Here is a 23,863-nt window from a genome sequence, read left to right as displayed (position 1 = left end):
CTTATCAACAAGTGACACCGATTCTTGACGCATTGGCCCATTTTTTCCGCTTGCTAAAAATGCCTTTTTTGGAAACGTGGTCGGAAAAAATTGTATTTTTATGTCCACAATTGGAAGGAAATTAGCTTATCTATGACAGCATCCCGCAAGATTTTTGTTTTGGATACTTCAGTCATTTTGTATGATCATAATGCGCTGAATAACTTTCAGGAGCACGATGTGGCCGTTCCCATACAAGTACTTGAGGAGCTCGACAACATGAAGGGGGGCAATGAGACCCGCAATTTCGAAGCCCGCAGCTTTATTCGGTTGATAGACGGCCTTTCCAAGAAGAAGTTAATCAACCAATGGGTACATCTCAACGGGCAAAGCAAAGGCAAATTCAGGGTTATTCTTTCCGGAAAGCCTCAACGGAATGACGCGGCGGAAATTTTTGGCAATGAGAAGTATGACCACCAAATCATCAACGCGGCCCTCACACTTATGGAAGAAAATCCTGCAAGGAAGGTTGTGCTGGTGTCAAAGGACATCTGTTTAAGGTTGAAAGCCAAGGCGCTGAACCTGCCTGCGGAGGACTATGAAACCGGAAAGATAAAAAATGTGGATGAACTCTACACGGGCAAAACGGTACGAAAGGATTTAACCGATGAGCTGGTGGAAGCGCTGAAAAACCGGGCTCCCGTAGCGGTGGATGGTACGTCTTTCAACCATATCGGCGCGAACCAGTTTTATGTGCTGAAGCGGGGTAGGAAAACGTTTAACGCGTTTTACCATAAAAGCACGCAAACATTGGCCCCTGTATCGACGGCTCCGGTATTCCGCATTAAACCCAGAAATCCCGAACAGGCCTTTGCGCTTCACGCCCTACTGGACCCGGCTATCCGCCTGGTGAGTATTCAGGGCAATGCAGGCACAGGAAAAACATTGCTGGCGTTGGCCAGTGCCTTGGAGCAACGGAAGAATTATCGGCAGATCTATATCACGCGGCCGGTTATCCCATTAAGCAATAAAGAAATCGGTTTCTTGCCAGGGGATGCAAAGTCAAAGACGGATCCATTTCTGGCACCCATCTGGGATAACCTCCGTTTTATCAAAGAGCAATATGCCGATGACGAAAAGATGCTTGGAAAGATAGACGAACTGATTGCCACGGAGAAAATTGCAATCACCCCGTTGGCTTTTATCCGCGGACGCACGCTTACCAAAATTTTCTTCATTGTCGATGAGGCGCAGAATTTGACGCCACATGAGATTAAAACCATCATCTCCCGGGCTGGCGAACACACGAAGATCGTCTTTACGGGCGATATTTACCAGATTGACACCCCATACCTTGATGCCGAAAGCAACGGCCTTTCCTATTTGATCGAAAACGTGAAGAACCATCCCCTATATGCGCATATCACCCTGCAAAAGGGCGAACGCAGTGAGTTGGCTAACCTGGCGAATGATTTGTTATAGCGTGGCAATGCGCCACTCCTTGGGATAATAGTTATTTATGCGGTTGGGGAGTATTTTCACCCAGCCCAGCGGGACGTCTTCGTATGTGGCTAATGCCCAGCCGTTGCGGTCGTGCATGAGCGAAAGGTTGCCCTTGCGGAGGTATTCCAGTGCCTGCTCCCTGTCCAGCGCCAGCTTGGGGATGCCCGGACTTTGCTCAACGCTTAATGCGAAGTCGTGTGCCGGAATAAGCTCACCCCGGACCAGTTTCCCCACGCGGGTGCCAGCGTTACGCAGGTAGAGCATATCCTGGACGATACGTAGGTCGACCTCACGGCTTTTGGGCAGAATGTGCAAGTCGCTGCCTACTGTAAACGCGGTGAATGCCCCAAATTCCCTGATCCAACTTTCCAGCTCCTTGGGCATGGAGTTTTTTTCGGTTTTCAGCTTGCGGCGATCAAAAGAAGGTTGCGGGCCTTTCTTGCGGAAAGCGGCCAGGAAAAAGCCTTCACCACGCAGCTTGTGCGGATAAAACCGGTAGCCGGGGCATGCATGCTTGTCTGACAGCGTCTGTTCAATGCCCCATGACTCGTTGATGGGGATGCCGAGCGGTTCCATACCCTGGTTCTCGCAAAGCCAGTCGGCTATCTCTTCATTTTCTTCAACCGAATAGGAACAAGTGGAATACAGCAGTATACCCCCCTCCTTGAGCGCGGGCAAGCTGTCGGCGAGGATGCGCCGTTGCCGTTCGCTGCATAGCAGTACCGCCGCTTCAGACCATTCCGTAATCGCATCGTGGTCTTTGCGAAACATGCCCGACCCAGAACAAGGAGCATCCACCAGCATGATATCGACATAGCCGGGCAGGTGACGGAATGCCGATGGGTCATTGTTGGTGACAATGGTGTTGGCCTGTCCCCAGCGCACGAGATTGTCGGCTAAAACGGTCGCCCGGGCCTTCAGGATCTCGTTGGCAATGAGCAAGCTGTCCGGGTGGAGGTACGTATTCAGCAGCGTACTTTTGCCGCCGGGTGCCGCGCAAAGGTCCAGTGCCACCACCGGTTGGCCGTCCAATGCCAGCGTTTTTATCGCATGGGCAATAAACATCGAGGACGCCTCTTGGACATAATAACAGCCGGCATGAAACAGCGGGTCCAGGGTGAAGATAGGGCGATCGGGCAGGTAAAAGCCGTTGTCGCACCAAGGCACCCGGTCAAGTGAGGCGAGATCAAGCTTACTGGCTTTTGCTGGGTTAATCCGGATGGACGTAACACCCCCTTCCCGCTCATGTACGGACTCAAAAGCCACGGTGTCAAACCCGGCGAGATTACCTAATCGGCGAACCAGCGCGGGCGGTATGATGTTGCTCATGTGGATACAAAGCTAAGGATTTAATCCGGTCCTACCCTTGCGTATGTGTGTGAAAAGAAATATTTTCGAACCCTGAAAGGAGTTCGTTGTTCCGGCGATGGCTTTCAAAATTACATAAATCAGTACATGCAACCACCATTAACAGACGAACCCGTCTATCAAGTACCGGCTCGTTTCCGTTTTTCGGAAAACTTACATATCGTTTTTTGGTTAATCAAAGACATTAGCTGGGCCATGCTCTGGCAACCCCTGGGCATGGTGATGGTCATCCCGACGCTGCTGTTGGCCGTCAAAATAACCATCCAAACCCGATACATCAAGAGTGAGCTGTATCACAATCTGGCCATTTTATGTTGGATATGTGCCAACTGCACATGGATGACCTTTGAATTTTTCTGGCCTGAACACGATTCGCTTCGATATTACACGGCTATACCATTCAGTTTTGGCATCGGTTTTATTGTTTATTATTACCTTGTGCTTTTGCCTGCGGCGGGGAAGCGTGCCGTAGCGGTGGTGGAAAAAGTAGATGCGGCGCCGTGAATGGCATGCATTGCCGCTGCTAACATAAACTTAATACGAATTGCATACAAACTTTAGTTAACCCCCCTATTTTTGTTGGCGAAACATATCCTTGTGTGGTTTAAAAAATAGCGTTATGTTTGTTGGCACCAAGGATAATCCACAAATTCAAACGAGGAGATAATTTGCCATGTCTACCTGTGTCGATCCAGCGTTGATTGCCCGTTTGCGTGACGGGGAGGAGGCCGCTTTCAGGGCAATTTACGATCAATTGCATGGTCGGATTTACAGGCTGATTCTTGCTTTGCTCAAAGACACGGCGAAAACCGAAGAAGTGTTGCAAGAAACGTTCATCTCCCTATGGATGAACCGGCACAAACTGGATGGCGAACAACCATTGTATCCCTATATTTACTTAATCGCTAAACGGCTTGCCATAGACCATTTTCGGAAGAAGCTGGCGGAAACCAATGCCTCGGATTACGTGAAGGTGTTCGCTGCTAATTCCACGAACAACACTGAAGAAACCGTTTTCTTTGAGGATCTCAATCGTTTTGCGCGGGAATCCATCAATTCGCTGCCCGCCCAGCAACAGCAGGTTTTCACGTTGAGCAGGGATGAGGGGCTATCCTATGACGAAATAGCAGAACGGTTGCAGATTTCGCCCAATACGGTGAGGAACCACATGGTCAATGCATTAAGGACGCTAAAACTCCGCTTTACCCAACAAGGGATGATTTATTGGTAAAAAATATATGAACCGATAGTCCATCCGCCCATTCCATCCGTTTATTCTTATATAATTGCAGTAATTCGTTCGGAAAGACAGTGCTGCTCGTATATATTTAGGACGTACCATGATGGACAGAGCACATTTACGCTATTTGCTTCAACGTTATCTTGCCGATGAAATCAGTGCAGATGAGCTGCGGGAATTAAAGCAGTATGTGCAGCATGAGCGCATGGATGATGCCTTAAGTGACGTGGTCGATGAACTATGGCAGCGGATGGACGATGAGCCGATAGCACCGGCTTCCAGTGACGCCATGTATCAAGGTATCCTCCGGCATGTAAATGAGGCGCCCGATGCACCGTTGGCGCAGCCTATGGCAGCAAAACCATTCAAGCGAAGCCTTTACTGGGGCTGGTTGGCCGGGGCCGCCGCATTGCTGTGCGCAGGTATTTTGCTTTTCCGTGATGGCCGTTGGCCCGGCCGGGAGGCGAAGAAAGACCAGGCTGCTGTGGTGGATATTGAGCAGCCCATTGTCCCCGGAGGCAATAAGGCGGTATTGACATTGGCCGACGGGCGAGAAATTGACTTAAGTTCGGACCATTCGGGCATCGTCATGGGCGACCGGATTACCTATGGGGATGGAAGCGTAGTTGTGGATGGAGGACAGGGGCATTCGGGCGAAAATGAAGTGCGGGAGCCGATGCTGATAACCGCTCCCAGGGGCGGCACCTACCAAATCACCCTATCTGATGGCACCAATGTTTGGCTCAACTCGGCCTCTACGTTGAAATACCCAGGCAGCTTTACGGGGAGCGAACGTATCGTCGAACTGGAAGGCGAAGCGTACTTTGAAGTACGCGGGCAGAAAAAAATACCGTTTGTGGTGAAAACAAAGAATCAAACCGTAGAGGTTCTTGGTACGCAATTTAATATAGCAGCTTATCCCGACGAATCCGACGTAAAGACTACCTTGGTGGAAGGCTCCGTCCAAATCAGGAATTTGGCCGCCAACCATTTGGATGTATTAAAGCCCGGTGACCAAAGCGTGGTGCGGGGAGCGGCAACGAAAATCCGTTCAGTGGATGTGGAGCAGTACATCGCTTGGAAAAATGGGTATTTTGCGTTTTCCGATGACGAACATATCAGCCAGGTCATGAATGTTATTGCCAGGTGGTATGATATCGAAGTGGAATATCAAGGTGATATGGCTAACAAATATTTCGGGGGTACCATTTCACGGTTTGAAGATTTCGAAACGTTGTTGAAAACGATAGCGCTCACCGGATCCATCCGGTTCAAAATTACAGGAAGGAGGGTAATCGTCATGACATAGTAGCCTAAGTGGAGACAGTAACCGAGGCTAAAAGGCAATCAGGAGCGTTGCGACCGCTCCTGATGCGCGTGGCTTTGGGCCAAAGGATTTAATGAAATAAGAAATCGAATGAATTTTTTCTATAAACCCTATTCAAATGTATAAATTTTTTACCGCACATTACAATTGTCTTCGTAAATGTGTGATGCCCAACTACTTATTGGCTATGAAATTGTCCTGTATTTTGTTGTTAATCAGCTGCTTGCAGGTAAGTGCCTTTACATATGCCCAACGCATTACGCTTCAGAAAAACCAGGTAACGCTGATAGAAGTATTTAAAGACATCAAGCGGCAAACAGGCTATCATATTTTTTACGACGCACACATCATCCGGAATACCAAGCCGGTCAACATTAATCTTCAAAATGCTTCAATTGAAGAGGCGCTCTCAGAAAGCCTCAAAGGACAGGGGTTGGGGTATAAGCTGGTGTCGCAAAACATCATCATCACCCGTATCCCCGGCTACGACCCCACCATAGCGGGCACAAGAAAACGAAACGTCCAGGAGATTGTGATTACCGGGCGGGTGACGAATGAACAAGGGCAGCCCTTGGAGGGGGTCACCGTCGCTGTTAAGGGCGGCAAAACGGTGGTAACTACCACAGCGGACGGCTATTACAGCGTTCGCTTACCCAACCGCGATCAGTCTCTCTTGTTTTCAATTATTGGCTATGCTTCACAGGAACTACCTGTTTCAAGCGACAATGTCATCAATGTTTCCCTCCGTGAGCAGGTGAGCGGCCTGGATGAGGTGATCGTGGTGGGTTATGGAACACAGCGCAAGGCAAACCTTACCGGCGCCGTTGACCAGATTGGTCCTGAAGTGTTGGAAAAGCGACCCATTACAAACGTTGCCCAAGGACTCGTTGGGGTCGTCCCCAACTTAAATATCCAGCTGTTGGACGGGAAACCGACCCAGTCTCCGGCTTTTAATGTACGGGGCATGACGTCTGTTGGCCAAGAAGGCAGTGCGTTGGTTTTGATCGATGGCGTAGAGGGCGATCCGCGGATGCTGAACCCAAACGACATCGAAAGCATCTCGGTACTGAAGGATGCTTCTTCCGCCTCTATTTATGGAGCACGGGCAGCGTTCGGTGTGGTATTGATCACCACCAAGAAAGCGGTCGAAGGACTCACATCAATTACGTATTCGACCAACTTTTCGTCACGGGCGCCTACTGCCGTGCCTGACAACATAACCGATTCATATCCCTGGGCACAAGGCTTCAGTGATGCCTGGTCGCGCTGGAATGACAATGGAAATACGCCAACTGCTGTCAATAAAACCCTTCCGTTTTCACCGGCATACCTGGAGGAGATAAAACGGCGCTGGGAAGACCCCTCCCTACCCCGGGTCGAGGTCGATCCCGCTACCGGCGAATACCAATACTATTATAGCACGGACTGGTACCGTGAGCTTATGAAAGATCGGTTTTTCGCACAGGACCATAACTTGTCACTGACCGGAGGCAATGATAAAGCATCGTTTTATGTCAGCGGGCGCTTTAACGGGCAGGATGGGCTTTACCGATATAACTCAGACGACTACAGCATGCACAACCTCCGTGCGAAGGGTACGATCCAACTGACGCCTTGGCTACAGGTCGAAAACAATGCTGAATACTCCAAAATGCGTTACTTCCAACCGCTTAACGTCGGTGAAGGCAGTGGCATCTGGCGGAACATGGCAGACGAAGGGCACCCCCTTGCACCGCTTCTGAATCCGGATGGTTCGTTGTCTTTCTCCGCAGCGTATACCGTGGGTGACTATTATATCGGACGGAATGGTATAGACACCGAACAACGCTTCCTGCGCAACCGCACGGCACTCCGGGCTGAATTTTTTGATAAAAGCCTGACCGTGCGCGGCGATTTTACGTTTCAGAACAACGATATCGGATCCAGCCAGAAGCGGGTTCAGGTACCCTACAGCCGTTTTGAGGGAGTAACCGGCTATACGGGAACCAATACGAACGACTTGGAGGAACGTCGCCGAACCACCGAGTACCTGGCGACCAACCTGTACGCGGACTACGTGAAAAATTTTGCCGACGCACATCATCTTACGTTGCTGGCCGGCTTCAACTATGAGCAATCGTTGTACAAAAACCTGACCGTGCGGCGAAATGGTATCGTGTACGAGGATGCTGACGACATCAACCTTGCCCTGGGGCAGGGGATCGTAACCACAGGTGGACACCAGAAATGGGCCATCGCAGGCGGCTTTTTCCGGGTGAACTATAATTTCAAAGAGCGCTACCTGCTTGAGCTTGTGGGCCGCTACGACGGTTCTTCGAAATTCCCGACTGATCAGCAGTGGGCGTTCTTCCCCTCTGCATCCGTCGGGTGGCGTTTGTCGGAAGAATCGTTCTGGAACGTCAATCCCGCGGTCCTGTCAAACGTTAAACTGCGGGCATCTTACGGCTCCTTGGGCAACGGCAATATCAACCCGTACGAATTCACCGAAAATTTCAGGATTTCCCAGTCCGGCCGGATCATTAATGGCATCCGTCCGCAGCAAACCGGACAACCCGGTGTGATTCCCGCAGGCTTGACCTGGGAAACGGTGACAACCGGGAATATCGGGCTGGATATTGGAAGCTTGAACAACCGCCTGCAATTCGTGGGCGAGCTTTATCGCCGGTGGACGTCCGACATGTTTACCGCTGGCCCAACCCTGCCGGCTATCTACGGCACCGCCGTACCGCGCGGTAACTATGCCGACCTGGAAACTACCGGGTGGGAAGTGACCGTAAATTGGCAGGACCGTTTTGAAATGGCCGGCAAGCCGTTCGCTTACGGCATTAAAGTCTTTATGGCAGACTCTTATGCAACCATCACCAAGTACAACAACCAGGAGCTGAGCCTTGCGCTCCCTCATTATACCGGGCAACGGATAGGGGAAATCTGGGGTTACCGCGTTGAAGGGCTGTTCCGTTCGGAAGAGGAAATTGCCAATTCGCCTTCACAGCACAACATCCCGAATACGAATACTCGGAGAAACTATCCCGGAGACCTGAAGTTTGTCAACCTGGATGGGGATGACGTCATTTTCCATGGGGAAAACCGTGTTGGCAATTCGGGAGACAAGACGATCATCGGCAACTCCGAACCCCGGTATGCATACGGCATCAACCTGTCTGGTGACTGGAACGGTTTCTTCCTCTCCGCATTTTTCCAGGGAGTACTGAAGCAAGACTGGTATCCGTCTGCCGAAGCACGGTTCTGGGGGCAATATAACCGCCCGTATAATCAATATCCGCGCTGGCACCAGGATAACATGTTCCGGGAAGAGCTCGGTAATTTTGACGCCTATTTGCCCCGCCTTGTGGGCTATATCGCCCAGGGAAGCGGGCGGGCATTGCAGGTAGCCAATGATCGCTTCTTGCAGGATGCATCATACATCCGGTTGCGCAACCTGCAGGTGGGGTATGCTATTCCGCAACGCGCCTTATCCAAACTGCATGCCAAGGGGCTGACGGTATACCTTTCGGCCGAAAACCTGTGGACTTGGTCGCCTATGTATAAATGGACCCGCGATACCGACGTCACCAGTATTTACGGCTCTGACCGCGATCTGAGCGGGGGAAATAGCGGGGACGGCTACAACTACCCGATGATGCGTTCTATCTCGGCAGGATTAACACTTAATTTTTAACGATCACCATGATGAAGATTTTTCAATATTTGCTGATCGCCATGGCGAGCTTGTCATTGGCGTCCTGTAACCTGGAGGAAATTCCCGTAGATACTGCCACGAATCAGGCTATTTTTGGATCGGCAAGCGGCATGGAGCTTTATGCCAATTCATTTTACGACATTCTGCCCGGAACAGACCAAGGTGTTTTTAACGGCGATGACGTTTCCGACGTCGTCGCACGAAACGGCGTGGACAACCTATTGTCACCCGGTGCATTGAGTCCCATAACCAGCAGTGGATGGTCGTGGACGGCACTGCGCAACATCAATTACTTCATTGAAAATGCGGAGCAAAGCACTGTTGCCGAAAGGAACCATTTTCTGGGTTTGGCGAGGTTTTTCCGTGCGCTGTTTTATTTTGAAAAAGTCAGGCGTTTTGGCGATGTGCCCTGGATCGATAAGACGATCGACGTCAACGATTCGGAAACCTTATACGGCTCACGTACGGACCGCTTTACCGTGATGGACCATGTGCTGGCCGATCTGGATTTTGCCATCGAAAACATTGCGCTGGAAACCGATCCGACGTGTACCCGAATCACCAAAAATGTCGCTCGGGCGTATAAGACGAGAATTTGCCTTTTTGAGGCGTCCTTCAGAAAATACCACGGCCAGTACGAGATGCAAGCTACGGCAAACGCCTGGTTCCAGCATGTAGTGGATGCAGCCAACGGGATTACCGGGTTTACGCTGCACCAATCGGCCAATGAAAGCTTGTCTTACCGCGAATTATTCATCACCCGTATGCCTTATGCCGATGAAACCATACTGGCCGTCACCCTGGACGCCAACTTACAGGTGTTCAGCTCGGCAAACCGCCGGTTTATCAGCCCCACCTTTGGCAATCGGCCCAGCCTCACCCGCAACTTCGTCAACATGTACCTCAACCTTGACGGCACACGTTTTACCGATGATCCCGATTATCGGACCACCCCGTTTGCCGAGGAAGTGAAAGGCCGCGATCTGAGGCTGAAGCAGACCATCCGGTCGGGCGATTACCACCGCACGGAAAATGGCGTCCCCGTCATCGCGCCGCCCAATTTTAACCAGACATTCACTGGCTACCAACCCATCAAGTGGTGTTACGATGAGCGTTTTCCTTATGATGATGAAAGCAGAAATGACAATGCACACATCATCATGCGCTGGGCCGAAGTGTTGCTGAATAAAGCCGAGGCCTTGGCTGAACTGGGCAACATGACCATTGCCGACTGGTCGGCAACCATTGGAGCGATCCGCGCCCGTGCTGGCATTACCGGACCAACCTTGACGACATTGCCCGCCTCGGCTGATCCGTATCTGTTGTCCTACTACCAAGGACGGTTTACCGACCCGATTCTGTTGGAAGTTATCCGTGAACGAACAGTGGAACTGGTGTTTGAAGGACTTCGCCCGGATGATTTAAGGCGGTGGCGCCTCGGCGATCTGTTCGAAAGCGCTCCGATGAACGGCATGTATGTGCCCGCATTGGGCGAATACGATCTGAATGAGGATGGCATAATGGATGTTTGTTTTTATCAGGGCAGCCGCCCGGCACCTTCCAACCCATCAGTGGCTTTTGTGGATGTATCGCCATCCACGGCAGCGGGGCGTGCGCAGCTTTCCAACGGCACATCGGGAGAGGTGATTCACAATCCGGGGCCCCGCGAGTGGCAGGACCGGAAATACCTGTACCCGATACCACAGGCCGACCGCGAACTGAATCCTGCATTAGGCCAAAATCCGGGATGGTAACGATGAACAAGTTCTTCATCATCTTAATGTCGTTAACCCTGCTGGGCGGGGTTAACGCACAGGAACGGCGGTCTACCTTAAACGTTGCCAGCTATAACCTGCGGATGGACACGCCACGCGATAGCCTGAACGCCTGGCCGCACCGCAAAGCGAACGTCAAAGCACTTATCCAATATCACGATTTCGATATCGTTGGCACGCAGGAGGCATTTATCCATCAGATCAACGATCTGTTGGAAATGCCAGGGTATGCCTATTTCGGTGCTGGGCGCGACGACGGCCAACAAGGCGGCGAACACTCGGCTATCCTTTACAAGAAAGACCGCTTCGAAATCATCGACTCCGGCAATTTTTGGCTGAGCGAAACTCCGGAAGTACCTGGACTGGGATGGGACGCCACGTGTTGCAACAGAATTTGTTCATGGGTAAAAATGACCGATAAAAACACTCAAAGGGCGTTTTACGTGTTCAATGCCCACTTTGATCACCAAGGGGTGGTTGCTCGCCGAGAATCAGGGAAGCTGATGGTGGCGAAAATTAAGGAAATCGCGGGGGAGCTGCCTGTTATCTGTACCGGCGATTTCAACTCCACGCCCGAAACGGAACAGATTAAAGGCCTGTCGGCCTTGCTCAACGATGCCTATAGCGCTACCAAGATGCCTCCTTACGGACCTGTGGGCACGTCAAACGGCTTCCGGTTTACTGCCCCGTTGCGCAACCGCATAGACTATGTATTGGTAAGTGACCACTTTGAAGTGACGAAATATGCCGTGCTGACGGATGCGAAGGATCAACGGTATCCATCGGATCACCTGCCTGTGGTAGCAACCCTTCGTTTAGTACGCTGATAAGTCAGGTTAGGCAAATAGGACATTGGACTATTTGCCTATTTTTTTAACAAGTGATTGCTAATCTGAGAAACGCAACGCATTTTTCGGTGATACTTTTTATTTTTGGAGGTAATTTACGATCTCCGGCAATGGCAAACGAACATGAGCTGAAACACCTCAACATCACGGTGTACGGAAAAGTGCAGGGTGTGTATTTCCGACTGACGACCAAGGCGGTGGCTGACCAGCTGGGCGTGAAAGGAACGGCCCGAAACAAACCTGAAGGTACCGTATATATTGAAGCGGAAGGCGATTCATTTGCGCTTGAATCGTTCTTGGAATGGTGCCAGGAGGGGCCCGAAGGGGCGGTAGTCGAAAAAGTCGATTGCGAGGAAGGCGAAATGAAAAACTATCGTAACTTTGAGGTCATCAGGAAATCGCGTGACTGATCGTAATGTTTTAAGAACTTGTCTGTACTTCAAAAATTTGCCGGACAAACCGCTATTTACGGGCTGAGCACCATCGTTGCGCGGCTGATCAACTTTGTGCTGACGCCGCTGTTCGTAAGGAAGTTTCCAACGGCTGTTTATGGCATTTTCACCCATTTGTATAGTTGGGCGGCGATGGTACAGGCTGTTCTGGCATTCGGAATGGAAACCACCTTTTTCCGATACCTACAGAAGCACGAAAACAACAAGGAAAGGGTTCTCAGCAACAGTTTCCTTGTCATTCTGTTCGTTTCCGTCTTATTTGTCATTACCGTTTTTTTATTTACACCGACTATCGCAGCATGGCTCGACAATGGTGGTCAGGGCGACGACTATCCTCGATATGTTCGCTATTTTGCGGTCATTCTGGCGGCAGATGCATTGGCTGTTATACCTTTTGCGCAGCTGCGGGCCGACGGGCGCCCGATTCGGTTTGCGGTGGTGAAACTCCTGAATGTCCTGACGTTGGTGGGGCTCAACCTACTGTTTATCGTGGTTATTCCGTGGGCATTGCACCACATGCCCGCATGGGTTCCCTACTTTGAAGGGTGGTATCGACAGGGATGGTTGGGCTACGTTTTTTTGGCCAATCTTGCTGCCAGCGGGCTTACGCTCGTGCTTCTGCTTCCTGAACTGCGGAAGATTCGGCTACGGCCTGATCGCAAGCTTCTGGTTGACATGCTTTCGTACAGCTTTCCCGTATTGGTTGCCAACATTTCGTTTATCATCAACGAGTACCTCGATAAGATGATGATCCCCCTCCTGGTGCCGGGAAAAGCAGGAGAGGTGGATAACGGCATATATGGCGCAGTCTCCCGCATTGCGGTCTTTCTTAGCCTTTTCGTACAGGCATTCCGCCTGGGGGCCGAACCGTTTTTTTTCAGCTACGCAAAAAATGCGAATGCCCGTAGCGTTTATGCGATCATCATGGATTATTTTGTGATTGCCATGGTACTGGTGATGGTCGGCATCACGGTCAATATCGAATGGCTGAAATATTTTATACGCGGCGGAAGCGAGGCGGACATGGCGCTCTATTGGTCGGGTTTGCACATTGTCCCGATCTTGCTTATGGGCTATGTTTTATTGGGTATTTATGTAAATTTATCGATTTGGTATAAGCTTTCGGATCAGACGCGCTTTGGTCTTTATATTTCAGGTATTGGCGCTGTCATCACCTTGGTGCTCAATTTCGTGTTCATCCCGCGGTATAGCTATGTTGCCTCGGTCTGGATTACGCTGGTCGTTTATTGTTGTATGGTAGCACTTTCCTACTTCTGGGGACAGCAGCGATACCCCATTCCTTATCGGGTAGGCAAGGCATTGGGCTATATCTTGGCAGGTGCTGGCATCTGCTGGCTGTCCTTCAGTGTCTTCGATAGGAATGTATACGTTGGAAACCTCCTTTTCCTGGGGTTTATTGGCGTGACGCTTCTGCTGGAGCGGAAAATGTTGCTGGCGGTTTTTAAGCGAAGCGCTCGTTAAGCCCATTCGGGCTCAAACTGCTCACTGATTTCATCGAGCACGGCGTGGATGTCGGCAATAGCCGTAAGGGAAACCAGTTTCATGCGATACTCCTTGAAATGCGGAATGCCTTTGAAATAGTTGGCGTAGTGACGCCGCATTTCGAAGACACCGGTTTTCTCCCCTTTCCACGCAATGGATTTCTCGAAGTGTGTGCGGCAGACAGCCACCCGTTCGGCAATGGTGGGGCCAGGGAGGTATTCGCCTGTTTGGAAAAAGTGCTTAATTTCGCGGAATATCCACGGGTACCCAATCGATGCACGGCCAATCATGATGCCGTCTACTTCATACTCCATGCGCCATGCGGCAGCCTTCTCCACACTGTCGACGTCGCCATTGCCGAAAATAGGAATTTGGATGCGGGGGTTGCGTTTTACCTCCCGGATGAGGTGCCAATCGGCTTGTCCCTTGTAAAGCTGCGCGCGTGTGCGGCCATGAATGCTCAAGGCTTGAATGCCGACATCCTGAAGGCGTTCGGCGACCTCATACACATTCTTGGTGTTATCGTCCCAACCAAGGCGCGTCTTGACCGTCACGGGCAGATGCGTGGCCCCCACCACGGCCTTGGTCATGGCCGTCATCTTGTCTATATCCTGCAGCAGGCTGGCTCCGGCCCCACGGCAGGCCACATTTTTGACGGGGCAGCCATAGTTGATATCGATGAGGTCCGGCCCCGCCTGAGAGGCAATCTCCGTTGCTTCGCGCATGGTATCGATGTCGCTGCCAAAAATCTGAATGCCGATGGGGCGCTCGTATTCGAATATGTCCAGTTTCTGTCGGCTTTTGGCTGCGTCGCGGATGAGCCCCTCCGACGAGATGAATTCGGTGTACATCATGTCCACCCCGTTTTGTTTGCATACAAAGCGGAAAGGCGGATCACTGACATCCTCCATCGGTGCAAGGAGCAGTGGAAATTCACCGAGATCAATATTGCCTATTTTGACAGTCATGTAAGGATCGTTGATGTCCGGTGCAAAAATACGTAAATTTTTGCTAATCGGATGACTGCAAAGACGCAACGAAGTGCTGTATGGCTTGTGCGGGATCTCCGGTCTTCATGAAATTTTCGCCAATCAGGAAGGCTTGGAATCCTGCTTGGCGCAGCCGCTTGATAGTGGCGGCATTGCTGATGCCACTTTCTGAAACCTTGATAAACCGGTCTGGAATCGAATCGGCCAGTCCCAGCGAATGCTCCAGTGATACCGTAAAGTCTTTCAAGTTGCGGTTGTTTACGCCGATGGCATCTACGCTGTCCATGATGCTGCGGTCGAGTTCGTCGTGTCCGTGCACTTCCAGTAGGACGCTGAGGCCCAGTGATTGTGCCGTTTCAGACAACGACTTGATCTCACTTGGCCGGAGGACCGCCGCAATCAACAAGATAACATCCGCACCATGCGCTTTGGCTTCAAACAGCTGATACTCGTCAATGATAAACTCCTTACGGAGCAGGGGAATAAGCAGTGCGTCACGCGCGGCCGTCAGGTCATTGAGGCTGCCGCTAAAAAACTCCGAATCAGTAAGTACGGAGACTGCTGACACGTGGGCGGCCTGGTAGCCGGCAACGACTTCCTCCACGGGTGAGCGATCGTTAATGATTCCCTTGGATGGCGAAGCGCGCTTATATTCGGCGATGATGCCGTTTTTGCCGGGCGACAATACAAATTCGCGCAGCGAAAAACATGCTCGGGAAAATAGCGGTTTCCTTTCCAAATCGGTTATCGAAAGGGTTGCTTTTGCCTGTTCGACTTCCTGTCTTTTTTTGGCGATGATGGTATCTAAGATAGTCATTTTTTTTCAGTGGTCAATGGTCGGTGAAGGGTGATCTGCGGCCAGTGAAGGGTGGCCGGTGATCGGTGATCGATGCTGGGGTGTTGACGACAGCCAGTTGGCAATCATCTCCTTGCCATATTGGGTGAGTACCGATTCGGGATGGAATTGTAGCCCCTTTACATCCAATGTGCGGTGCGAGAGGCCCATGATGACTCCGTAGTCATCCTCGGCGGTGATGCGGAGGACATCGGGTAATTGCTCCCGCGATACCGCCCAGGAATGATAGCGTCCTACGGAAAACGAGGACGGCAGGCCGCTGAATAGGGGCTCGTCAGATACCGTAACCGATAGCGGCATGGCCATACCATGTACTGGCTTGGCAAGATTATAAAGGGAGCCGCCATACACTTCGGCGATGGCCTGTTGGCCAAGGCAGATACCGAGAATGCTTTTCGTTGGCCCGTATTCGCGGATGACATCAAGCAGTAATCCGGCCTCCTGCGGAATGCCCGGCCCGGGCGAAAGCAGGATTTTGTCGAAAGCCGCTACATCTTCCAGCGCAAACTTATCATTGCGCCATACCGTGGCATCATGCCCGCATTCATGCAGGAGGTGCACGAGGTTGAAGGTGAAAGAGTCGTAATTGTCTACCACCAATATCCGTGGTGATGATTGTTGTGGGTTGTTCATTGTCGTATTAAATATCTTGTGCCAGTTCCAGCGCTTTGCGCAGGGCGGCAATTTTGTTATTGACTTCCTGAAGCTCGTTTTCGGGATTTGAATCGGCAACAATGCCTGCGCCGGCTTGATAATGAAGGGTGTTGTTGCGGCTTAAGAACGAACGTATCATGATGGCGTGGTTGAAATCGCCATTAAAGCCCATATAGCCGATGGCTCCGCTATAAAAGCTGCGCTGCTGGTTTTCATAGCGATCGATCAACTGCATGGCCATATGTTTGGGTGCTCCGCTAAGCGTCCCGGCCGGAAATGTATCTCCCACGACATCAAAAGAGTTTATTCCTTTTTTCAGTGTACCGCAGACTTTGGAAACCAAGTGGATAATATGGGAGTAATACTGCGTCTCCTTGTAAGATTTGACGTGTACATGCGCACAGTGACGGCTTAAATCGTTGCGGGCAAGATCGACCAGCATAACATGTTCGGCGTTTTCCTTAGGGTCTTCCTTAAGGGCTTCAGCAATTTTTTCATCCCGTTCTTGGTTGCCGCTACGCTTGAACGTACCGGCAATGGGGTAAATGGTCGCTTCATTGTTGCGGATGGTCAATTGGGCTTCGGGCGAGGAGCCGAATAATTTGAAGTCACCGTAGTCGAAATAAAACAGGTACGGTGAAGGGTTGATGGAGCGTAGCGAACGGTATACGTTGAATTCATCGCCTAAGAATGGCCGGGAAAAGCTCCTGGACGGCACAATCTGGAAAACATCACCCCGGTAAATGTGGGTCTTCATTTTTTCTACCAGGGCTTTAAACCCCTCATCGGTCATGTTTGACGTTTCTCCACCGTTGATGGAAAAGCTGTATTCGGGGAAGTTTTTGTTTTGGATAAGGTATTGGATTTTTTCCAATCCGGAGGGGCTTTCTTCGTTTTCAAGTTGATGCTCGAAGATATAAAGCTGATTGCGGAAATGATCGATGGCAATGACATACCGATAGACATGGTATTGCAAGTAAGGAATATTGCGGTTGGGATCGATCGGGCTTTTCAATTCGATATCCTCAAAGTGAGCTACCGTATCAAACGTAAAGAAGCCAAACAGGCCATTGGAAATGACATTAGCATCCAATACGCGTGTTTCTTCAAACGCTTGCCTGAACAGGGAAACTTCTTCACGAAGGTTGATGGCAGCAGCAGGCTTCCTTTCCACCGGGCTGCCGGGGTACTGGATTTCGAGAAACTCCTTATCCAGTTTAATACCTGCTATTGGCTGGCAACAAATATAGCTCATGTTGTTTTCCCGGCTATGGTATTCTGAGCTTTCAAGCAACAGGCTGTTTGGAAACACGTCACGCAGCCTGAGGTAAGTGCTTACCGGCGTGGTGGTATCCGCCAGCAAGTGTTTGTAGTTGGTTTTAAATCGATAAGCCATAATTTCCTTTTAATAGACAACAAAAAAAACCCGACGGATTTTTAAAACGTCGGGGCATATATGTTTAAATCTTGAGCCGTGATTAACCACATGTAACCGTCCCAGCCTGCCCGACGTTATTTCCATCGAGCCGCCACCATAATGCGATGCGGAACTTGTTCATTAACATAGTGTAGCAAAAATATAAAAAAAAAACGCCAAACAAATTTTTTGTGGTAAAAATGAAAAAAATCAGTCATCCAACAGATCCGGCCTTCGGGATTTGGTCCGGGCGATGGCCTGTTCGTCCCGCCATTGGTTGATGGCGGCCTGATTGCCACTGAGCAATACATCGGGAACTTTGTGCCCATTCCAGTCGGCCGGCCGGGTATACACCGGAGCGTCCAATAAGCCACCTTGGAACGAATCCGAAAGCGCTGATGTTTCATCCGATAGCACGCCCGGGAGCAGACGTACAACAGCATCAACCAAGACCGCCGCAGGCAGCTCTCCGCCGGAGAGGACATAGTCGCCGATCGAAAGTTCACGGGTCACATAGATGTCGCGTATGCGTTGGTCAATGCCCTTATAATGCCCACAAAGGATGATAAGGTTGGCTTTGGTTGACAGGTGGTTGGCGATAGTCTGGTTGAGCGTGTCGCCGTCAGGTGTCATGAAGATGATCTCATCATAGCTGCGCTGGGCTTGCAGTTGCTCGATACAAGCGGCAAAAGGGGCCACTTGCATCACCATGCCGCTGCCGCCCCCGTACGGGTAGTCGTCCACGCTTTTATGCTTATTATCGGCGTAATCGCGCAGGTTGTGCACAACGATTTCGCAAAGTCCCTTTTTTTGCGCACGCTGTAAGATGGAATGTGCAAAAGGACTATCCAACAGCTGGGGTAGCACCGTAATAATGTCAAACCGCATACGGGCAAAGATAGTGTTTTTTGGTGATGGGTCGGCCATGGCCGATGGCCTTTAGGGGGGTTAAAAAAGTCCGGCTGCCGCTATTGGCAGCCGGAGTCAGCGAAAATTTGTCGCGTAAAGGCACTTACACCGTTTCTGTTACGCCGCGCAACGTTTTGGCCGCTTCTACCATGGCTTCCAAAGCCGCCTTGGTTTCAGGCCAGGCACGGGTCTTTAGGCCGCAGTCCGGATTAACCCATAGTTGCTCCGCAGGAATGACGGCCTTTGCTTTTTCAAGCAGGGCTACGATCTCCTCCTTGCTCGGTACACGAGGTGAATGGATGTCATAAACGCCGGGGCCAATGTCATTCGGGTAATTGAAGTCAGCAAAGGCATCCAACAATTCCATTTGTGAGCGGGACGTTTCGATGGTGATGACATCAGCATCCATCGCCGCGATGTGCTCAATGATGTCATTAAACTCTGAATAGCACATATGCGTATGGATTTGCGTGTCGTCTTCCACATTGGATGAGGAGACGCGAAACGCACGTACCGCCCAGTCAAGGTATCCTTTATGGTCGGCCTTACGCAGCGGGAGTCCTTCGCGGATGGCAGGCTCGTCAATTTGGATGATCTTGATGCCGGCTTTTTCCAGTGCCTGTACTTCATCCAGGATGGCGAGCGCAATCTGGTAGGTGGTCTCTGAACGCGGCTGGTCATTGCGCACGAACGACCACTGCAGGATCGTTACCGGTCCGGTGAGCATGCCCTTCACGGGGCGTTCGGTGAGCGATTGCGCATATGCAGACCAGCGCACGGTCATATCTGCGGGGCGGCTTACGTCGCCATAGATGATGGGGGGCTTCACGCAGCGTGAACCGTACGATTGCACCCACCCATTTTTGGTGAACGCATAACCGGAGAGCTGCTCGCCGAAGTACTCCACCATGTCGTTGCGTTCGAATTCGCCATGCACCAGCACATCGATATCCAATTCTTCTTGCAGACGGATGGTCCGCTCGGTTTCTTCGGCGATGAGTTTATCATATTCCTCTTGCGTGATGGCGCCCTTCTTCAGGTCGGCCCGCCACTTGCGGACGTCCCGTGTCTGTGGGAACGAGCCGATGGTGGTGGTGGCAAAGGCCGGCAGGTTGAATTTTGCGAGTTGCTTTGCTTTGCGTTCGGCGAACGGACTTGTCCGTTGTGCGTCGGCATCGGTAATGCTTTTTACACGGGCCTTCACCTCCTCGCGGTGAATCAACGTTGACGTACGCCGGCTTTGCTGTGCAGCCCTGTTGGCTTCGAAACGGGTTAATGTCGCCGCGTCAACGTTGCCAGTTGCCAGGACGGCCAAATCTTTTACCTCTGCCAGCTTTTGTTTGGCAAAGGCCAGCCAGTTTTTGACCTCCGCGGGCAACGATTGTTCATTGTCTTCTAAATCCAGGTCAAACGGAACATGCAGTAAGGAGCTTGACGGCGCTACCCAAACGCGGTCTGCACCTAATGTGTCCACGGCCTGTTTAATCTTCCGGAGAGACGCTTCGTAGTCATTTTTCCAGATATTGCGGCCATCCACCACGCCCAAAGAAAGAATAAGGTTGGCAGGCACGGCAGGTAACAGTTCGTCCAACTGTTTTTCGCCGCGTACAAGATCGACATGCAGCGCCTGCACCGGCAGGCGCAGCGCCGTTTGCGCATTTTCCTGCAGCGCCTCGAAATAAGTGGCGACCAACAGCTTGATGCCATTAGCGGCGGCCGAGAGGCGATCATAGACGGTTTGATAGAGCGCCCGGGTCTTGTCGTCGATATCCAGCGCCAAAAACGGTTCATCAAATTGTATCCACAGGGCTCCGGCTTGAGCCAGTTTGCCGAGGATTTCTTCATAAACAGGCAATAGGCGATCTATCAAATCCAAGCGGTTGAAGCCGGCTTCTTTTTCCTTGCCTAAAAGCAAGTAAGTGATAGGACCCAACAATACCGGTTTGGTGACAATACCTAACTGCTTGGCTTCGTTAAACTCGTTGACGATCTTTTCCGAAGTAAGGCGAAACTGCTGGTCTTTTACAAATTCAGGAACAATGTAATGGTAGTTGGTATCAAACCATTTGGTCATTTCCATGGCGGTCACATCCAGGCCGTCCTGCTGGAAACCGCGGGCCATGGCAAAATACAAATCGAGGTTGTATGAAGATGCTCCTGCTAACGGAAAGCCCTGGTAACGAGCAGGGATAGCGCCCACGGTCAGCGAGAGGTCCAACACCTGATCATAGAAAGAGAAATCATTTGACGGGATGAGGTCAATACCCGCATCCTGCTGGGTCTTCCAATTGCTTTCGCGTATAGCGCGTGCAGCATCCAATAGCTCTTGCTGGCCTATTTTTTTTGCCCAATAGGCTTCGTTAGCCTTCTTCAGTTCCCTTAGGGCGCCGATGCGGGGGTAACCCAAATTGTTGGTTTTTAACATGACAATGTGTATGATAACTATTTAAATATACAAATCAGCTACCGCCTCTCCTACTTCGGAATCGGCGATCCTACGTTTTTATATTGCTTTAGGGGAGAGGGCACAAGGTGAGTTGTGTCTGCTTATTTTTCCCCGATTACCCGGGGTAGAATTTAGCACCTTGTCTGGTGACAGGTTGCTAAGGCTTCACAGGGTCCATTCCCTCTGCCTTTCTCCATAAGCGGCCGCTAATATCGGCATAAAATTTGAAATGCGCAAAAAATAATTCGCAGGCGCGGCGCCCATCCATCCGTCATGCGGAAACGAGCAAACTTGTAGAAGGCGCTTATCCCAGCCTGATTAACTGACCAACAGCTTATAACCCTTGCCATGCACATTCACGATTTCCACCTTGGGATCATCGCGCAGGTATTTGCGCAGTTTGCTCAAAAAGACGTCCATGCTACGGCCATTGAAATAGTTGTCGTCGTGCCAGATTTTTAGCAGGGCTTCCTCCCGGGTAAGCACATCGTTCTTTTTGATGCAAAGTAGGCGCAACAACTCAGCCTCCTTGGTGGATAGTTTCTGCTGATAGCCATTGCTGCTGATTTGCTGGGCGACATAATCGAAGTGGTAATTCCCGATTTGGAATTTGTCCGGGAGTTCCTCCTCCCCTTGCTTTTCGCGGGATGCCCGCTTAAGCAAGGCGTTGATACGGAGCAAAAGCTCTTCCACGCGGAAGGGCTTGGTAATGTAGTCATCACCCCCCAGGCCAAATGCTTCGGTCTTGTCTTCCATCATCCCTTTTGCCGTGGCAAAGATAATGGGAATGTCCGCGTTGGCTTTCCGGATTTCTTTGCCCAAGGTAAAGCCGTCTTTACGGGGCATCATCACATCGAGGATGCAGAGGTCAAATTTCTCTTTATTGAATTGGCGAAGGGCTTCGTCGCCGTCTTTGCAGAGTGTGACGTCAAACTTTCCTTTCAGTTCCAGGTAGTCCTTTAAGATGTCGCCCAAATTGGGGTCGTCCTCTGCTAATAGAATTTTTTGCATAATAGTCTCCCTATCCTTTGAGCGGCAGCATGATTTCAAACGCAGTTCCTTTGTCCTTCTCGCTTTTTACCTGCACTTTGCCGCCAAATCGTTTTACAATGTCACTTACGTAGCTTAACCCCAAACCGAATCCTTTTACGTCGTGACGGTTTCCGGTGGGTATGCGGTAAAACTGATCGAAAATCTTGGAAAGCTGGTCACGGTTCATTCCGATGCCCTTATCGGCCACGGTAATGTGTATGTGGCTGCCGGCATTTCTTGTTTTAATGGTGATGTCGGGCTTTTCTTTGCTGTACTTAATCGCGTTATCGATCAAATTGAAAAACACGTTGGATAAATGTAATTCGTCTCCCACGACAGTAGCATCTGTTGCATCAAGATGCATGTGCACATTGGCGTCGTTTTTGAGCAATTGCAGCTCCATGCTATCCACCACGGCTTGCGCAAGGTCATTAACATCTACATCGCGAAGTTCCAATTTGAGGTTTCCTTTTTCCAGGCGCGCGATGTTAAGCACCCGTTCGATATGGTTGCCTAAGCGCACATTTTCGTCGTATATGATATTAGCGAGACGGGCAGCCCGCGTCTGATCAGATGCTATCTCGGGATCGCGCAGGGATTCGCTGGCAATCATGATGGTCGCCACGGGGGTTTTAAACTCGTGCGTCATGTTGTTGATGAAATCCGTCTTCATCTCGGAAATCTTCTTTTGGCGGAGCATGGTAAAGATGGTGTACGCAAAACAGCTGATGAGTACCAGTAAAAGCGCGACCGACGAAAACAGCATGACCGTCATGTTGCCCATCAAAATGTTGGCTTTATTGGGGAAATAGACAGAAAGCCGGCCGGATGAGCGCTCATTGTCCGCACGGAATAACTCGGTGGTATACAGGTTTTGGGACGAAAGGTCCTCCGCCGAAAAATTCGCGAACGCATACAGCGTGGTGTGGTTGTCTTTTATTTCCAGGTTGAAGGCGGATTTTATATCCCGGCTTAGCAGCTCCTTACGCAGCTCGCGTCTGATATAAGCAACGTCGATGCGCTGGCTCAACGGGCGTTTATACAGTTCGATCTCTGCGGCGAAATCCTCCATTAATTGGGGGTTTTTGCCGCTTAGTATCGCAATGGTGTCCATCAGCGTAGTGGCCTCCAGCAGTTGGAGCTGGCGCTCTTTGCGGGCTATTTCGCTTTTCAGCTTGAGATCTTGCCTGGGAGGTAAGGTTTCGATGGCGTAATTTAAAACCGTGGAGCCGTATGCAATGGGGCCTGGAATAAAATAACGCACGCTGTCATCTTTGGCTTTGAGCAACGGCACCTGCCGGATAGCATAGAGACCCACAATATTGTCATTGCGTTGGAAAGCGCCATCAACCGTGGCGTTCGTCTGAAATTTGACGCGCAAAAAGTCTTTATACCGGGAATCATTGAGATACGTCTCATAAAACTCATTGCTTTCAATAGGCAGCACCACGGGATATTGTGCAAACAGCGTCTCCTCATGCCGTTTGAAGGCGGCGTATTGCCGGGCTTGTTTTTCCCGTAGCCGCTCAATCTCGGTTTTTAGGCGCAACTGTTCCTCCAGCTTGCGTTGCTCCCGCTCCAGTTTTTCTTTGTTTTTGCGCTGGGCATCGGCGAGCTGCATGACCTCTCGTTTTTCAGCCTTGGCGGCGACCGCGTTGAGCGCAGCTTTCACCGATTCGTCAAATAGCTGTGCTTTCAGGATGTATGATTGCTTAATAAAAAAGTATTGCATGGCCATCACCCCCAGTAGGGCCACGGTCATCAACCCGATAATCAATCCGATACTCTTATGTTTCATCCCACACAAAAATACAGAAGCTAAGCAGCAATACACAGGGTTTTAACATATTTTAACAGGGATAACA

The 23,863-nt window shown here is 50.7% G+C and carries 18 protein-coding genes and 1 riboswitch; of the genes, 9 read left to right on the top strand and 9 right to left on the bottom strand.

Annotation, left to right across the window (positions count from 1 at the left end):
- Window positions 1-132: 132 nt before the first annotated feature.
- Entirely contained in the window at window positions 133-1,461 is a 1,329-nt protein-coding gene (locus JHJ32_RS11605; RefSeq protein ID WP_079717133.1) for a PhoH family protein, read from the top strand.
- On the opposite strand, the gene JHJ32_RS11600 is transcribed toward JHJ32_RS11605, so the two are convergent.
- Window positions 1,456-2,811, bottom strand: coding sequence for an RNA methyltransferase (locus JHJ32_RS11600; RefSeq protein WP_079717134.1), 1,356 nt, complete (start codon window positions 2,809-2,811; stop codon window positions 1,456-1,458). The two genes, JHJ32_RS11605 and JHJ32_RS11600, sit on opposite strands and share 6 nt — an antisense overlap.
- A gap of 126 nt (window positions 2,812-2,937) precedes the next feature.
- Between JHJ32_RS11600 and JHJ32_RS11595 the strand changes: the two genes are divergently transcribed.
- The 8 genes from JHJ32_RS11595 (at window position 2,938) to JHJ32_RS11560 (ending at window position 13,674) form a co-directional block, all read left to right on the top strand.
- Window positions 2,938-3,354 (top strand): hypothetical protein, encoded by a 417-nt coding sequence (locus tag JHJ32_RS11595; RefSeq protein WP_200121054.1) that lies wholly within the window; start codon window positions 2,938-2,940, stop codon window positions 3,352-3,354.
- 169 nt (window positions 3,355-3,523) lie between these two features.
- Window positions 3,524-4,081, top strand: a complete 558-nt coding sequence (locus JHJ32_RS11590) for an RNA polymerase sigma factor (protein WP_079717136.1) — start codon at window positions 3,524-3,526, stop codon at window positions 4,079-4,081.
- 109 nt (window positions 4,082-4,190) lie between these two features.
- A complete protein-coding gene (locus tag JHJ32_RS11585) occupies window positions 4,191-5,399 on the top strand; it encodes a FecR family protein (protein WP_200121053.1) in 1,209 nt (402 codons plus the stop codon).
- Between the two features lie 205 nt (window positions 5,400-5,604).
- The gene (locus JHJ32_RS11580) at window positions 5,605-9,096 is read left to right on the top strand and encodes a TonB-dependent receptor (protein WP_079717262.1); all 3,492 of its coding nucleotides are present in this window, start codon (window positions 5,605-5,607) and stop codon (window positions 9,094-9,096) included.
- An 8-nt stretch (window positions 9,097-9,104) separates the two neighbouring features.
- Window positions 9,105-10,871: a RagB/SusD family nutrient uptake outer membrane protein gene (locus JHJ32_RS11575; RefSeq protein WP_200121052.1), complete on the top strand. Its 1,767-nt coding sequence runs from the start codon at window positions 9,105-9,107 to the stop codon at window positions 10,869-10,871.
- 2 nt (window positions 10,872-10,873) lie between these two features.
- The gene (locus tag JHJ32_RS11570) at window positions 10,874-11,719 is read left to right on the top strand and encodes an endonuclease/exonuclease/phosphatase family protein (RefSeq protein WP_079717139.1); all 846 of its coding nucleotides are present in this window, start codon (window positions 10,874-10,876) and stop codon (window positions 11,717-11,719) included.
- Between the two features lie 131 nt (window positions 11,720-11,850).
- Window positions 11,851-12,150 (top strand): acylphosphatase, encoded by a 300-nt coding sequence (locus JHJ32_RS11565; RefSeq protein WP_370584507.1) that lies wholly within the window; start codon window positions 11,851-11,853, stop codon window positions 12,148-12,150.
- A gap of 18 nt (window positions 12,151-12,168) precedes the next feature.
- Window positions 12,169-13,674: a lipopolysaccharide biosynthesis protein gene (locus JHJ32_RS11560; RefSeq protein ID WP_200121051.1), complete on the top strand. Its 1,506-nt coding sequence runs from the start codon at window positions 12,169-12,171 to the stop codon at window positions 13,672-13,674.
- Here the strand turns inward: JHJ32_RS11560 and dusB are convergent.
- The 8 genes from dusB to JHJ32_RS11520 all read right to left on the bottom strand — a co-directional run bounded on the left by dusB (window position 13,671) and on the right by JHJ32_RS11520 (window position 23,796).
- Window positions 13,671-14,663 (bottom strand): tRNA dihydrouridine synthase DusB, encoded by a 993-nt coding sequence (gene dusB / locus JHJ32_RS11555; protein ID WP_079717264.1) that lies wholly within the window; start codon window positions 14,661-14,663, stop codon window positions 13,671-13,673. The genes JHJ32_RS11560 and dusB overlap by 4 nt on opposite strands.
- Window positions 14,664-14,706: 43 nt before the next feature.
- The gene (trpC, locus tag JHJ32_RS11550; RefSeq protein WP_079717141.1) at window positions 14,707-15,501 is read right to left on the bottom strand and encodes an indole-3-glycerol phosphate synthase TrpC; all 795 of its coding nucleotides are present in this window, start codon (window positions 15,499-15,501) and stop codon (window positions 14,707-14,709) included.
- Between the two features lie 6 nt (window positions 15,502-15,507).
- On the bottom strand, window positions 15,508-16,173 hold the full coding sequence (locus tag JHJ32_RS11545; protein WP_079717142.1) for an aminodeoxychorismate/anthranilate synthase component II: 666 nt from the start codon (window positions 16,171-16,173) through the stop codon (window positions 15,508-15,510).
- 7 nt (window positions 16,174-16,180) lie between these two features.
- A complete protein-coding gene (locus tag JHJ32_RS11540) occupies window positions 16,181-17,590 on the bottom strand; it encodes an anthranilate synthase component I family protein (RefSeq protein ID WP_200121050.1) in 1,410 nt (469 codons plus the stop codon).
- Window positions 17,591-17,821: 231 nt separating this feature from the next.
- The gene (gene trmD / locus JHJ32_RS11535) at window positions 17,822-18,499 is read right to left on the bottom strand and encodes a tRNA (guanosine(37)-N1)-methyltransferase TrmD (protein WP_079717144.1); all 678 of its coding nucleotides are present in this window, start codon (window positions 18,497-18,499) and stop codon (window positions 17,822-17,824) included.
- Window positions 18,500-18,623: 124 nt separating this feature from the next.
- Window positions 18,624-20,945: a 5-methyltetrahydropteroyltriglutamate--homocysteine S-methyltransferase gene (gene metE / locus JHJ32_RS11530; RefSeq protein WP_200121049.1), complete on the bottom strand. Its 2,322-nt coding sequence runs from the start codon at window positions 20,943-20,945 to the stop codon at window positions 18,624-18,626.
- Between the two features lie 119 nt (window positions 20,946-21,064).
- Window positions 21,065-21,168, bottom strand: a riboswitch (SAM riboswitch).
- A 116-nt stretch (window positions 21,169-21,284) separates the two neighbouring features.
- A complete protein-coding gene (locus JHJ32_RS11525) occupies window positions 21,285-21,977 on the bottom strand; it encodes a response regulator transcription factor (RefSeq protein ID WP_200121048.1) in 693 nt (230 codons plus the stop codon).
- Between the two features lie 10 nt (window positions 21,978-21,987).
- Window positions 21,988-23,796, bottom strand: coding sequence for a sensor histidine kinase KdpD (locus JHJ32_RS11520; RefSeq protein WP_079717147.1), 1,809 nt, complete (start codon window positions 23,794-23,796; stop codon window positions 21,988-21,990).
- Window positions 23,797-23,863 lie beyond the last annotated feature (67 nt).

The sequence above is a fragment of the Parapedobacter sp. ISTM3 genome (assembly GCF_016533505.1).
GTDB lineage: Bacteria > Bacteroidota > Bacteroidia > Sphingobacteriales > Sphingobacteriaceae > Parapedobacter > Parapedobacter luteus.
Note: the sequence above shows the minus strand (reverse complement) of the source record. Positions and strands in the feature narration are given on the sequence as shown.